Origin of the sequence: Arthrobacter koreensis (assembly GCF_009193255.1) — a bacterium.
Taxonomy (GTDB): Bacteria; Actinomycetota; Actinomycetes; order Actinomycetales; family Micrococcaceae; genus Arthrobacter_B; species Arthrobacter_B koreensis.
Genome location: NZ_WACG01000001.1, coordinates 237,329 through 250,505, shown reverse-complemented (window position 1 = coordinate 250,505; position 13,177 = coordinate 237,329). Strand labels below are relative to the sequence as shown.

At 67.4% G+C, this 13,177-nt stretch carries 12 protein-coding genes; 8 read left to right on the top strand and 4 right to left on the bottom strand.

What is annotated here, in order from left to right:
* Positions 1-16: 16 nt before the first annotated feature.
* Positions 17-2,056 (bottom strand): TPM domain-containing protein, encoded by a 2,040-nt coding sequence (locus tag GD628_RS01105; RefSeq protein WP_152273587.1) that lies wholly within the window; start codon positions 2,054-2,056, stop codon positions 17-19.
* 317 nt (positions 2,057-2,373) lie between these two features.
* Here GD628_RS01105 and GD628_RS01100 point away from each other — a divergent pair, with 317 nt between their 5' ends.
* The 4 genes from GD628_RS01100 (at position 2,374) to GD628_RS01085 (ending at position 6,788) form a co-directional block, all read left to right on the top strand.
* Positions 2,374-3,990 (top strand): S1C family serine protease, encoded by a 1,617-nt coding sequence (locus tag GD628_RS01100; protein WP_091603124.1) that lies wholly within the window; start codon positions 2,374-2,376, stop codon positions 3,988-3,990.
* Between the two features lie 219 nt (positions 3,991-4,209).
* Complete coding sequence (locus GD628_RS01095) at positions 4,210-5,049, top strand: electron transfer flavoprotein subunit beta/FixA family protein (protein WP_176697549.1); 840 nt, start codon at positions 4,210-4,212, stop codon at positions 5,047-5,049.
* Positions 5,050-5,097: 48 nt separating this feature from the next.
* Positions 5,098-6,042 (top strand): electron transfer flavoprotein subunit alpha/FixB family protein, encoded by a 945-nt coding sequence (locus GD628_RS01090; RefSeq protein WP_152273586.1) that lies wholly within the window; start codon positions 5,098-5,100, stop codon positions 6,040-6,042.
* The gene (locus GD628_RS01085) at positions 6,039-6,788 is read left to right on the top strand and encodes a PIG-L deacetylase family protein (protein ID WP_152273585.1); all 750 of its coding nucleotides are present in this window, start codon (positions 6,039-6,041) and stop codon (positions 6,786-6,788) included. Before GD628_RS01090 ends, GD628_RS01085 begins: the two co-directional genes overlap by 4 nt.
* Here the strand turns inward: GD628_RS01085 and GD628_RS01080 are convergent.
* The 3 genes from GD628_RS01080 to GD628_RS01070 are packed head-to-tail and all read right to left on the bottom strand — an operon-like array spanning position 6,785 to position 9,051.
* Entirely contained in the window at positions 6,785-7,588 is an 804-nt protein-coding gene (locus GD628_RS01080; protein WP_152273584.1) for a class I SAM-dependent methyltransferase, read from the bottom strand. The two genes, GD628_RS01085 and GD628_RS01080, sit on opposite strands and share 4 nt — an antisense overlap.
* A gap of 15 nt (positions 7,589-7,603) precedes the next feature.
* Positions 7,604-8,071 carry a tRNA (cytidine(34)-2'-O)-methyltransferase gene (locus GD628_RS01075; protein ID WP_091603136.1) on the bottom strand — a complete coding sequence of 156 codons (468 nt, stop codon included), beginning with the start codon at positions 8,069-8,071 and terminating at the stop codon, positions 7,604-7,606.
* 23 nt (positions 8,072-8,094) lie between these two features.
* On the bottom strand, positions 8,095-9,051 hold the full coding sequence (locus GD628_RS01070; RefSeq protein WP_176697550.1) for a J domain-containing protein: 957 nt from the start codon (positions 9,049-9,051) through the stop codon (positions 8,095-8,097).
* A gap of 267 nt (positions 9,052-9,318) precedes the next feature.
* Between GD628_RS01070 and GD628_RS01065 the strand changes: the two genes are divergently transcribed.
* Genes GD628_RS01065 through GD628_RS01050 form a run of 4 tightly spaced genes read left to right on the top strand, consistent with a single transcriptional unit; the run spans position 9,319 to position 13,170 of the window.
* Complete coding sequence (locus tag GD628_RS01065) at positions 9,319-10,539, top strand: cysteine desulfurase family protein (RefSeq protein ID WP_152273582.1); 1,221 nt, start codon at positions 9,319-9,321, stop codon at positions 10,537-10,539.
* A 3-nt stretch (positions 10,540-10,542) separates the two neighbouring features.
* Positions 10,543-11,679 (top strand): tRNA 2-thiouridine(34) synthase MnmA, encoded by a 1,137-nt coding sequence (gene mnmA, locus GD628_RS01060; RefSeq protein WP_091603145.1) that lies wholly within the window; start codon positions 10,543-10,545, stop codon positions 11,677-11,679.
* Between the two features lie 56 nt (positions 11,680-11,735).
* Complete coding sequence (locus GD628_RS01055) at positions 11,736-12,113, top strand: chorismate mutase (protein WP_091603148.1); 378 nt, start codon at positions 11,736-11,738, stop codon at positions 12,111-12,113.
* Positions 12,097-13,170: a uroporphyrinogen decarboxylase/cobalamine-independent methonine synthase family protein gene (locus tag GD628_RS01050; RefSeq protein WP_152273581.1), complete on the top strand. Its 1,074-nt coding sequence runs from the start codon at positions 12,097-12,099 to the stop codon at positions 13,168-13,170. Before GD628_RS01055 ends, GD628_RS01050 begins: the two co-directional genes overlap by 17 nt.
* The last annotated feature ends 7 nt before the right edge of the window (positions 13,171-13,177 follow it).

Here is a 13,177-nt window from a genome sequence, read left to right as displayed (position 1 = left end):
GGGAGTTTCCGCCGGGCTAGAAGTTTCCTCCCGAGGAGCCGAACCCGCCGCCTCCTCCGCCGAAGCCTCCGCCTCCGCCAAAGCCGCCGAACCCTCCGCCGCCCCAGCCACCGCCGCCGCCGGAGCCGCCCCGCAGGATGGAGTCGATGAGGATGCCGCCGAGTATGGCGCCGCCGAGTCCGCTTCCGCCGCCCCGGCCGCCGTACATGCCACCGCCGCCGCCCCAGCCACCCATGCCGCCGAAGCCGTCCACGTCCTGCTGGGCCATCTGGGACGCCTGTGCTGCAAGGGCATTGGCCTGCTGGGCATAGGCGAGGGCGCTGACCGGGTCTGACGACTGCAGTGCGATGGCCTGCTGGAGGTTCCGCTCGGCTTCTGCGAGCCGGGTGCGGGCCTCGCTGCCCACGCCTCCACGCCGGGCACGGATGTAGTCCGAGGTTCCTGCGATCTGCGCCTGGGCGGACATGATGGTGTGCTGGAGCGCATCGCGTGCACGGCGTTCCTGTTCCTGACGGTCCCGCAGGCCCTCCAGGGACGCATCCAGCTGTGCGTTGGCGGCTTCAAGCCGTCCCAGCAGGTCCACCGGGTCGTACTTGCCGCCGCGTGCGGCGGCCACCGCATCCAGTGCCTGCTCCACTCCGGCTATCGGGCCGGCGAGGGCCGGCTGGGCGCCGCCCTGCGAGAACGCACGGGCCTGGGCCAGATCCTGGCGGGCATCGGCGACGGCGCGGTCCAGTTCGGCCGCAGCCGAGTCCAGTCCGCTGCCGGTACGGTCAATGGCGTCCAGCAGGACGTTGGCCTGGTGCACGCTCTCCTCCGCTGCCCGGACGGCGAGGACTGCGGCGGAGGTGTCCCCGGACTGGATTTTCTCCTGCGCGGTGTCCGCTGCGTTCTCGACGAAGGCCAGCCGCTCCCGGGCCTGGTCGATGTTGTCCCGAACCTTGACGAGTGCGGCGTCGCTGTAGCGGGTTTCGAGTCCGTCGAGGGCCGCACGGGCGGAGTCCAGCCGGGCTGCTGCCGCCTGCGCGGATTCGCGCGCGGTTGCCAGCGCAGCGGGCGCATTGCGTTCAAGTTCCCGGAGCGCGTCGAAGTCTTCCTTATGTGCCTGCAGGGAGTCGTTGACTGCCTCGCACCGCCGGATGATGTCCTTGAGCCAGGTGCGCTGCTGCTCCTCGGTGTCCGGGATTTCGTCGTCAAGCTGCTGCTGCATCTTGAAGGACTCGCCCATGTGGGCGCGCGCCACAGCGAGGTCGTCGGTGAAGGTGGAGACGGCGTCGTCCCCGTACTGAGCAGCGGCGAAGGCAAGCTCCTGCTCGCTGGACTTGATCGCGTCGTCTGCAGCGATGAGCAGGCTCCCGGCCCGCTTGCGCAGGTCTGCCACGCTCATGGCATCCAGCGGATCCTTTGGCGCGGTCTCTTCCCGGCTGGCTACTGCGCGGCGTTTGCCGGAGCGGCTGCGGACCAGGAAGAAGACTGCGAAGGCGCCAACAAGCACGACCGCTGCGACGACGAAAGCCGGCACCAGGCTGCTGCTGCCGCCGGTGGAGACTTCGCCGCTTCCGCCGCCGGCTATGTCCTCCAGCGACTTGGCGGCGTTGACGGCTGCGGCAGTCCAGTCCTCGGACGTAATGTTCTGGTTGCCAAGCAGCGGTTCCGTCGCGGCGTCGATCATGGCGTTGCGGCGCTGTTCATTCAGGACGGACTGGTCCCCGGTGGCCACCTCGATCTTGCGTTCCTCGGTGGCGATGCTCAGGAGGGCTTCACGCGAGCCCATGCCCTTCGACGTAACAACATCCTGCGCCCATGCGGTGGGATCGCTTGGATCCGTGAAGCTGTCAACGAACACCACGTAAAGCGTGTAGCCGGTACTCTGCTGCACATCGCTGATGGCCTGCTGCACTTCCGCTGTGCCGCTGCCCAGGGAGCCGTTGGCGTCCACCAGGTACTGGCCCGGCGGAATGGTGACCGGAGGATCGGCATGGGCCGCCGACGGCGCGAACACCGCCAGGGCGCTCAGAGCCAGCACGGCTGCGAGCCGTTTCGTCCTCAACCGCATAAATGAATCCTTAGTCTGTCCGTGCGCTGCACTTGGGTACGGTTTCCTGGCTGCCGGGCGGATATGGCTCTGATTCTATGGGTGCCCGCACTGCCAGTCCACAACGAAACCGTATCCCATCAGTCTGGACGTTTCCTCTGGCTAACGCTGTTGACTAGGGCAGACGGAGGCTGGAGCGGGGGAGGTCCGGAACGCCGTGCCATTCGGGAAATTCCCAGCAGACATTCAGAAAGCTCGTGCCTGGGACACAGACTCCCCTGCGATAGTGGATAGGTCGATACTTGTGGGTACACCGAATTTTCGAAAGGACGGCCCATATGAGTGAGCACCTCGGGGGCACTGAAGACCCGCAGCGGCCGTTGCCTCCCCGCCCGCCGGTCCCGCCGACGTCATCAGCTTCGGAGGGGGAGAACCCGCCCCGCACCGCAGCGGACACCACACGGCTCCCGGCGGGGGACGCGAACCCCGTGCCGGAAGCCGGTGGCGCGCATCCCGCGTCTGGAGCCGGCGGTCCCTGGCCGGCGCAGCAGGGCCAGCGGCCGGAGCCTGAGGCCCGGGAACAGGCCTCTTCCGGTGCTTTCAACACGTCCGGCTACAACAGCTCTGCCGGTCCCGCTCCGCAGACCCCGCCGGCTTCCTACCAGCCCGGGAACACCGGACCGTCCGGCGGCGGCTATGGCGGCGGCTACGGCGGGCACTACGGCAGCCCGGGACCACAGCAGCCTTCGTCCGGGGGTCGCCGCCGGTACGGAACCGGCACGATCGTCACCGCCATGCTCATTGCCGGGCTCCTCGGCGGAGGCGTAGCAGTCGCGGCTGACGCCATCCTCGATGACGGTTCGCCGACGGCCGGGACGACCGGCCAGTCCAACACCGTGGTGGTCAATGACAAGGACAACGTCAATGCGATTACCGCTGCCGCGGTCAAGGCCTCGCCCAGCGTGGTGACGATCGAAGTCACGGGATCGGGTTCCTCCGGCAGCGGCTCCGGCATCATCCTGGACGACCAGGGGCACATCCTGACCAACACCCACGTGGTTACCCTTGGCGGTACGGTGGCGGACCCCAGCATCGAGGTCCAGACAGAGGACGGCAGGGTTCTCTCGGCCACCGTGGTCGGAACCGACCCGCTTTCGGACCTGGCCGTGATCAAGGTGGATTCGAACAATCTCACTCCGGCGACCCTCGGCGACTCGGACAACCTGAACGTGGGCGACTCCGTGCTTGCCATCGGCGCCCCGCTTGGCCTGGCCGGAACCGTCACGGACGGCATTGTGTCAACCCTGAACCGCACCATCAGCGTGCAGTCCTCGGCAGCACCTGAATCCAATTCCGACTCGGCTCCGGAGGATGACGGGTTTGGGTTCCGTTTCGCCCCGCCGGACGGTTCATCCCAGAACCAGAGCTCGGCGTCGAACTCCATCTACCTCAACGTGATCCAGACGGACGCAGCGATCAACCACGGAAACTCCGGCGGTGCGCTGGTCAACACGGACGGCGAGGTCATCGGCGTGAATGTGGCGATCGCTTCGGCATCGTCCACGTCCAGCGGAGAGGACAGCGGAAGCATCGGCGTCGGATTCGCCGTTCCCGCCAGCTACGCCCAGCGCGTGGCGGACGAGATTATTTCCAACGGGTCCGCCACGCACGGATTCCTCGGAGTGTCGGTGACTCCGGCGACCGAAGGCTCGTCCTCCTTCACGATTGGCGCGCAGGTCGCGGACAACCCGGCCAGCGGCACGCCGGCCGCGCGCGCAGGGCTGCAGAAGGGCGACGTCGTCACCTCGGTGGATGGAATTCCGATCACTGACGCGCAGTCGCTCACCGCGGCCATCCGCATGCAGGCGGCCGGTTCCAAGGTCACGATCGACTACGTACGGGATGGGAAGAGCCAGAGCACCGACGTAACCCTCGGGAACTCAGCAGACCAGTAACCGAACACCGGCTCCCGCACTGCTCCGCCCCGCCTGCCGTCCGGCAGGCGGGGCGGAGCCTTTCGGCGGGCATGACCTCAGGGAAGGTGCTCCCGGCAGCAATTCGGGAGGAACATTCGAGGCCGGGGGCCGCGTGTGATTAGCTTTAAGCTGTCGCCGCCGAGAAGCGGGGGATGCCGGAACGCACACCGGCGCAATCTTCCTACAGGAAAGGCCGGAATGCAGGAGTCAGCCAACAGGCCGCTGAACATTGTTGTTTTGGTGAAGCACGTCCCGGACACCCAGTTTGACCGCCGTCTCGACGGACCGGACCACACCCTTGACCGTTCCGAGAGCATTCTCTCCGAGCTTGACGAGTACGCGCTCGAAGCCGCTCTCCAGCTGGCAGAGGAACGCGGCGGAGATAAGGGCGGGAACACAGTCACCGCCCTTACCATGGGCCCATCGGCGGCAGTAAACGCCGTGAAGAAGTCGCTGCAGATTGGTGCCTACAAGGGCGTGCACCTGTCCGACGACGCGCTGGAGGGCTCCGATGCCGCAGCCACCTCGCTGGCGCTGGCTGCCGCCGTCCGGCACCTGGAAGCAACCCAGGGCCCGGTTGACCTGGTTATCACCGGCATGGCCTCCACCGACGGTGAAACCTCGCTGGTTCCCGCGCAGCTAGCCGAACGCCTCGGGTACGCCCAGGTGACCTTTGCGTCCGAGCTCCAGACCGTGGCCGGTGAAGGCGGTCCAGTCCTGCGTGCCCGGCGCGACGGCGATTCCTATTCCGAGATCATCGAGGCACCGCTGCCGGCAGTCGTCTCGGTCACCGACCAGGCGAACGAACCGCGCTATCCGAACTTCCGCGGCATCATGGCCGCCAAGAAGAAGCCGGTTACCGTGCTCTCGCTCCAGGACGTAGGCATCGATCCGGCGCAGGTGGGCAAGGAAGGCTCCTGGACGTCGGTTGCGGCTTCCGCGCCGCGGCCCGCACGCGGTGCCGGCACCATCATCACCGACGACGGGAACGCCGGCGTCAAGCTGGTGGACTACCTCGCTTCCCAGAAACTCATCTAGCACGTCCCTTACGGCGCCGCCGCGCCCGCACACCTAGGAGAGCGCCCCATGGGCTCCGTACTGGTATTTATCGACGTTCCTTCCCTTCCCCTTCCACGCGCCGGCCGTGAACTGCTGGCCATCGCCGCCTCGCTCGGCAGTGCCGAAGTGGCCGTGCCCCGGCCGCTGGCCGACGACGCCGCTGCGGCGCTGGGTGCCTGCGGCGTCACCCGCATTTACGAACCTTCGCAGGAACTGCCGGATGTGCTGGTGGCGGCCAAGGCTGCGTTCCTCGCCGAGGCTGTGCGCGCCGCCAACCCCGACGCCGTGCTGCTGGGCAATTCCTTCGAGGACCGCGAAGTCGCGGCCCGGGTGGGCATCAAGCTCGGTTCCGGTGTGATCACCGATGCGGTGGCGGTGGCTCCGGACCTGTCCGTGACCAAGTCAGTGCTTGCCGGTTCCTACACCTCCACCTGCCGGGTCCAGACCGGCACTCCGATCATCACCGTCAAGGCCAACTCGGTGGAACCCGCCGAACCCGGCGACGGCGCCGCTCCGGAGCGCAGCCTGGTGGCAGTCCCGGAAACCGGCCCGGCCGCAGCGGTGGCTGAGCGCTCCGAGAAACGGGTCAGCGGACGTCCCGAGCTTTCCGAGGCCCGGGTCATTGTGGCTGGCGGCCGCGGCGTTGACGGAGACTTCGGCCCCGTGGAAGAACTCGCGGACGTGCTTGGAGGGGCTGTTGGGGCTTCCCGTGCGGCAACGGACGCGGGCTGGATCGAGCACTCGGCCCAGGTGGGCCAGACCGGCAAGACCGTCTCACCGCAGCTCTACATCTCAGCGGGCATATCCGGCGCCATCCAGCAGAAGGCCGGAATGCAGACCGCCAAGGTGATCGTTGCCGTGAACAAGGACCCGGATGCCCCCGTCTTCGAGATCGCGGACTTCGGCATTGTGGGCGATTTGGCCACTGTGCTGCCGCAGGCCGCCGAGGAAATCCGGAAGCGGCGCGCGTGAACGGTTTCCCCGGATCCGCGCCCGGACGTGTCCTGGCGTTCGCGGCGCACCCGGATGACATCGACTTCGGTGCCGCCGGCACGCTGGCCACGTGGGCCGTTGAGGGCACCGAGATCTCCTACTGCATTATGACTTCCGGGGATGCCGGCGGCTTCGAAACCGCCGGCAGGGAAGACATCAGTGCCAGGCGGAACGCCGAGCAGCGCGCCGCGGCCGACATCGTGGGGGCAGGGGAGATCCACTTCCTGGGCGAGCGGGACGGATTCCTTGCCGTGAGCCATGAGGTGGTGGGCAAGGCAGTGGAGCTGATCCGCCAGGTGCGTCCCGACGTCGTGCTTTCAATGCATCCGGAACGCAACTGGGCCCGGATCCAGGCCAGCCACCCGGACCACCTGGCCTGCGGTGAGATTGTTACCCGTGCGGTGTATCCGGCGGCGGAGAATCCGTTCGCCTACCCCGAGCTGGAACAGGGCGGACTGCACGCCTGGAAGGTACCGTGGCTGGTCTTCTACGGCGCTCCGCGTGAACGCGAGAACCATGCCGTGGACATCACGGCGCAGGTGGACACCAAACTGGAGGCCGTGCGGGTACACGCCAGCCAGCATCCGGACCTGCCCGGAATGGAATCCGCGGTGCGGTCATTCCTGCAGGAGAACGCGGCACGGCACGGCCTGCCCGAGGGTACCAGTGCTGAGGTTTTCCACGTGGTGGGGGTAAACACCCCCGCCACCATCGCCGGTTTCTAGGGCTTGACGGCCGTCACAATCAGGGTGTCGGCGTTGAGCGTGTATTCTTCCCCGAGTTCTGCCAGGAACGCATCGCGGACCCGGCCCGCGGCGTCCCGGTCTTCCGGAAGCAGCAGGCGCAGCGGGCTGCCCATCACCATCGACCAGGCCAGGTCCTGGCTCAGCAGCACCGGCACGGATGTGTGTACGGCGCTGACCTCCTGCAGGCCAAGATCCGACAGCCATTGAGAGGCTTTCTCCGGTGTGTTGATGCGGAGCATGTTGTCCCGGGAAGACTCGCTGGTGTCCGGAAGGTCCACGCCCTCCGCGGCGCAGTGCCGGAAAAGGGCGGACGTGAATTCAGTCAGCGCGCCCTCGGCCCAGGTACTGAAGGCCAGCCGGCCGCCGCTGCGCAGGAGCGAAACCAGATGGCGTACCCCGGCATCCATGTCCGGCAGGAAGAAGACGGCGTAGCCGCACAGGATCACGTCATACTGCGTGTCGGGACGGAACGCCAGGACATCGCTCTGGGAGAAGGCAACGTTCTCCAGCGAAAGCGTCTTGGCCTTGGCAGCGGCAATCTCCAGCAGTTCCGCGGAGAGGTCCACAGCGTCCACGATCGCCCCCGGGCCGGCGCTCTGGGCTGCCGGAACCGTGATTGAACCGCCGCCGCAGCAGGCATCCAGGACGCTTTCATCCAGCCTGACGTCCGCCGCGGCAACCAGGGCGTTGCCCATTGGATTCCACAGGGAGGGGGCCATGCGTTCAAAATCGCCGGCTCCGGCGTCGAAGATCCTGGCAAGGGGCTGCTGCTCGGGCATGGTCTGTCCTTCGGCTTAGAGCTGGGCGCCGGCGAAGCCGTGCTGTCGCCAGGCTTCGTAGACGGCAATGGAAGCGGAGTTCGCCAGGTTCAGCGACCGCAGGGACGGAAGCATGGGCAGCCGCAGCCGTGCAGTCACCCGGGGATCGTGTTTGACGTCCTCCGGCAGCCCGACGGACTCCGGGCCGAAAAGCAGCACGTCGCCGGGCTGGTAGGCAATGTCCGTGTAGGTGGTGTCGCCGTCGGAGGTAAAGGCGTAGACCCGCTCAGGGCGCAGTGCCTCGAAGGCGGCTTCGAGGTTCGGATGCACGTGCATCACGGCGAGGTCATGGTAATCCAGGCCCGCCCGGCGCAGCTTGGAGTCCTCGAAGTCGAAGCCCAGGGGCTCCACCAGGTGCAGCTCGGCACCGGTGATCGCTGCGAGCCGGATCGCGTTGCCCGTGTTGCCCGGAATTTCAGGGGTATGGAAAAGGATGCGGAACACGTCTTTATCCTATGCCCGCGCCGCTACTGGTTCGTCGCATCGAGCAGGGCCCCCAGCACGGGAAGCAGGACAGTGTTCGGCTGGGGCCCGGTACTGAAGAACCGGCGGAGGTCCCGTGCCAGCGTTCCGGGATTCACGACGTCGACCGGCGCTGACCCGGGCAGGTTCGGAGGGGAGTCGATAATTGGCTCGAACGGGTTCTGGTTAGGGCTGTGCAGGACAAGCCAGCCTGAGACCCGCACGTCGGGGAACTTCTCCTGCAGGGTCCGGACCGCGTCAGCCAGCCGGAGCGAACCTACGGTTCGGCCACGGTGGCGAAGCTGCTTCCCGTCCCAGTACCAGGCGCCCGGGGACGCCATGATCGAGTCAATGACGGCCATCCGGTAGCCGCCGAGCAGGACGTGTCCAATTTCCAGGTTGCCGCCGCGCGGGCCACTGTCCGGGATGCGCAGGGAATTGACGAGTCTGCCTGCCGGGTAATCCGGCAGCAGGGAGTTCGCCAGCAGCCCGATCGTAAGGTTCTCCGCGTCGAAGCGGGATCCGGCAGAGGAACCCATGCGCTTGAAGAGTCCGGGCCTCTCGGGTTCCCCGTTGACCTGGCGCCCAATCATGGCCAGCGGAATGGCGGGAGGGCGCTGCGGCGTGAAATCGGGTACGAAAACCGGCGGCTTGCCGAAGTCCGGGTTGGGAACAGATTTGCCGGCGGCGGATCCGCTGGTGCCGGCGGGACGGACCGGGGAGGAACCGGAAACGGGGCCCGCCGAACCGGCCCGGCCCAGCCGACGGTCGTAGGCGGAACGCTGATCCGGGTCGGAGAGCACCTGGTAGGCCTCGGAGACCAGATGGAACAGCTCGCTGCTTCCACCCTGGTCCGGGTGGGCACGGCGGGCAGCCTTCCGATACGCGGACTTGATCTCGTCAACGGTGGCGGACGGCGTGAGCCCCAGTACCTCGTACAGCGATTGGGCTGGGGGAGTCACTGCTGGTCCTTTCGGTAGCAAATCGGCCTCCGCGGCAGCGGATACCAACATTTTCTCGGTCGAGTCCTGCGGCGCAGGCACCGATATAACGCTGCAGGACGCGGAATAGTTCGCCGGAGCCCGGTCCTGTTCGCTCCCGGTGGAGCCCCAATTCTAGCGGCTGGAATCCGCGCTCCCGTGCGGCTGTCCGGGTGCGGAAGGGTGTGCCCGGGCTGCCGAAACCCGGTACCGGACCACACCGCGGGGACCGGGCGCTAGAATTGTCTGGTGCCCGTGTACCTCGACCACGCGGCGACCACGCCGATTTCGGCTTCGGCCCTCGCCGCACTCACATCCGAACTGAGCCGCAGCGGCAATCCCTCTTCGCTGCACGGCTCCGGCAGGCGCGCCCGGATGGTGGTGGAAGACTCCCGGGAATCGCTGGCGGCGGCACTTGACTGCCATCCCTCCGAGGTCATCTTCACTTCCGGGGGCACCGAGGCGGACAACCTGGCGGTCAAGGGCCTGTACTGGTCCCGTCGGGACGCTGATCCGGGCCGGAACCGCATCCTCTGCTCGCCGGTGGAACATCACGCCGTGCTGGACACCGTGGAGTGGCTCCAGAAGCACGAGGGCGCCGAAGTGACCTGGCTGCCGGTGGATTCCGAAGGCGTCGTGAGCCTGGACGCCGTGCGCCGCGAACTTGAGGAACATGGGGCGGAAACCGCCCTCGTGACGCTGATGTGGGCGAACAACGAGGTAGGAACCCTCCAGGACATCCCGGCCCTGGTGGAACTGGCGCATTCCTACGGCGTGCCGGTTCATTCCGACGCCGTGCAGGCCTTTGGCGCCGTACCCCTCAGCTTCCGCGAGTCCGGCCTGGACACCATGGCGGTCAGCGGGCACAAGATCGGCGGCCCGGTGGGCGTTGGCGCGCTTGTGGTTGGACGCGCCGTCAAGCTCACCCCGGTGCTGCACGGCGGGGGACAGGAGCGGGATATCCGCTCCGGCACCCTGGACAAGCCCGGCATCGCCGCGTTCGCTGCCGCAGCCCGGGAAGCCACGGAGAACCTGGCCGAAGAAAGTGCGCGCCTGCGCACCCTGCGCAACTACCTGATTGCCGCCGTCGAACGCGCCGTTCCCGACGCGGTGCTGCGCGGACCGCGCGACGACGAGGATGGTACCCGCAGGCTTCCCGGCAACGCCCACTTCACCTTCCCCGGGTGCGAGGGCGATTCCCTGCTTTTCCTCCTGGACCTGGCAGGAGTAGAGTCGTCCACCGGCTCGGCGTGCACCGCCGGGGTGCCGCGTCCGTCCCATGTGCTGCTGGCCATGGGACTGACCGAAACCGAGGCCCGCGGCGCCCAGCGGTTCAGCCTGGGGCATACATCCACCGCCGAAGACGTTGATGCACTAATAGATGCCCTGCCCGAAGCGTACGAACGGGCCAAGAAGGCCGGCATGGCGGGCAATGAAAGCAGCATACGAACAGCAGGAACGGGTTTTTAGCTCATGAAGGTTTTGGCAGCAATGAGCGGCGGAGTCGACTCCGCCGTGGCCGCAGCACGGGCAGTGGAGGCAGGGCACGACGTCGTCGGGGTCCACCTGGCGCTGTCCCGCATGCCCGGTACCCTGCGCACCGGCAGCCGCGGATGCTGCACCATCGAGGACTCGCGTGACGCCTGGCGGGCGTGCGACATCCTGGGTATTCCGTACTACGTCTGGGACTTCTCGGAGCGGTTCAAGGAAGACGTTGTTGATGACTTCGTCGCCGAGTACGCTGCCGGCCGCACACCGAACCCCTGCATGCGCTGCAACGAGCGGATCAAGTTCGCCGCGCTGTTGGAGAAGGCACTGGCGCTGGGCTTCGACGCAGTCTGCACCGGCCACTATGCCAAGGTGATTACCGATGCCGACGGCAACCCGGAACTGCATCGTGCCGCGGACTGGGCAAAGGACCAGTCCTACGTGCTTGGTGTCCTGACCCACGAGCAGCTCAAGCATGCGATGTTCCCGCTGGCTGACACTCCGTCCAAGGCCGAGGTGCGGGCCGAAGCAGAGCGCCGCGGCCTCTCCGTTGCCAACAAGCCGGACAGCCACGACATTTGCTTCATTCCCGACGGCGACACCCGCGGCTGGCTCGAAGAACGCATCGAGATGACCGAGGGCGAGATCGTAGACCCCACGGGCGAGACGCTCGGCACGCATCCGGGCGCCAACGCCTTCACCGTAGGCCAGCGCAAGGGCCTGAAGCTCGGCCGCCCCGCGGCGGACGGTAAGCCGCGCTTCGTGCTGGAGATCCGGCCGAAGGAAAACAAGGTCATCGTGGGACCGGAGAAGCTGCTTGAAATCGACCAGATGCGCGGCATCAAGGTTTCCTGGGCGGGCTTGCCCATCCACGAGGTGGAAACCGGGGAAACCTTCGAGTGCACCGCGCAGGTCCGCGCCCACGGCGATCCCGTGCCGGCGACCGCCTGGATGGAATCCGGTGAAGAAGGACGCAGCGAACTGGTGGTTCGGCTGAAGGATCCGATGCGCGGGGTGGCCCCCGGGCAGACCGTGGTGATCTACCAGGGCACCCGGGTGCTGGGCCAGGCCACGATCGACTCGGCACGTTCCCTGCAGTGGGACCCTGCCGCGGTCTCCTAGCCCCGCCCGCCGTAACGTGCACCTGCGTGCCGGAGGCTGGACCCTAAACTGGATTCATGAGTACTGCACCAGCTGACGATTTCGACCCCACAGCCAGTTCCCTGTCCGGGAAGGTGGCAGACGAGGTCATGGCCGAGCTGCTTGCCATGCGCAGCAGCATCGACAATATCGACGCCACGCTGGTCTATCTCCTGGCTGAACGCTTCAAGGCGACGCAGCGGGTAGGACACCTCAAGGCCGAGCACCACCTGCCGCCCGCGGACCCCGGCCGCGAAGTTGCGCAGATCGCCAGGCTGCGGCGGCTTGCCGAGGACGCGAACCTCGATCCGGCCTTTGCCGAGAAGTTCCTGAACTTCATCATCAGCGAAGTCATTCGGCACCACCAGGCCATTTCCGAGACCCGTAACGGCGGCAGCAGTGCAGAAGGAGCCTGAGCAGGCTGCTGCGCCCGTTCCGGCGGGCGTCAGCGCAACGGCGCAGGGAACCTGGCCCGGGACCGACCCGCTGGAAGCCGCAAAGATCATCCGCGGTGAACTGGGCGAGCCGCACCTGCCGTTCCTGGTCGAATTGCCTGCCCGCGGCGTCGGAGCCGATCCAGTGGGACGGACCGCAGCCATCCTGGTCGACCTGCCGGTGGACCTGCAGCCGCATGGCTGGCGCCTGGTGGACCGCCCGGGAATCGACTACAGGCGGGCTGAGTCCCTGCTGGCCCGGGACATCAATACCCTGGCAGACATCATCGGCGTGGAAGAGAATCCCGGCTCCAGGCTGAAGGTTTCCCTGCAGGGGCCGCTGTCCCTCGCCGCTGGACTGTACCTGCATAACGGAGAACGCGCCCTGTCCGACGCCGGCGCGCGCCGGGAGATCACCGAGTCGCTGGCCGCAGGTGCGGCGGAGTATGTTCGCCGCGTCGCCGCCGTCGCCCGCGGTGCAGCGCTCACCGTCCAGCTGGACGAACCGCTCCTGGACAACATCCTGGACGGCCGCATCCCCACGGCCAGCGGGTACCGGACCCTGCGCTCGGTTCCGCCGCATGAAGCGTCCCAGGCCTGGCACCTGCTCCGGGAATCCCTGCGTGCCGCAGGAGCCGCCGAAGTGGTCCTGAACCTGCCCTCTGCCCGTCACCGCGCCTCCGGCTCCGGCCTGGACCTCGCACTGGGTGCGGGTGCCGACGGCGTCGCACTTCCCCTCAAGGGGCTGGACAACGGCGACTGGGAAGGGATCGCGGAGGCTGTCGAAGCCGGAAGGCACATCTGGCTCGGCGCCCTGCCGCTGCCTTCGGCAGGAGAGGCTCCCCGGCAGGTGACGGCCCTGGTGCAGGACATTACGGCAGGATGGCAGAGAGTGGGACTCCCGCTGCGGGACCTGCCGGCGCTGGGCATCATGCCGGCCGGCGACCTGGCGGAGCTCGCGCCGTCCGCGGCCCGGCGCGTACTTGAACGCCTCACCCAGACAGCATCTGCGCTGGACCAGCTGGCCGCCGAAGGCTAAGCGCCGG

Bases quoted from the DNA above. Each gene is read 5' to 3' on its own strand.
- mnmA (WP_091603145.1), top strand. From the start codon at position 10,543: ATGAAGGTTTTGGCAGCAATGAGCGGCGGAGTCGACTCCGCCGTGGCC.
- GD628_RS01055 (WP_091603148.1), top strand. From the start codon at position 11,736: ATGAGTACTGCACCAGCTGACGATTTCGACCCCACAGCCAGTTCCCTG.
- GD628_RS01090 (WP_152273586.1), top strand. From the start codon at position 5,098: ATGGGCTCCGTACTGGTATTTATCGACGTTCCTTCCCTTCCCCTTCCA.
- GD628_RS01095 (WP_176697549.1), top strand. From the start codon at position 4,210: ATGCAGGAGTCAGCCAACAGGCCGCTGAACATTGTTGTTTTGGTGAAG.
- GD628_RS01100 (WP_091603124.1), top strand. From the start codon at position 2,374: ATGAGTGAGCACCTCGGGGGCACTGAAGACCCGCAGCGGCCGTTGCCT.
- GD628_RS01105 (WP_152273587.1), bottom strand. From the start codon at position 2,056: ATGCGGTTGAGGACGAAACGGCTCGCAGCCGTGCTGGCTCTGAGCGCC.
- GD628_RS01080 (WP_152273584.1), bottom strand. From the start codon at position 7,588: ATGCCCGAGCAGCAGCCCCTTGCCAGGATCTTCGACGCCGGAGCCGGC.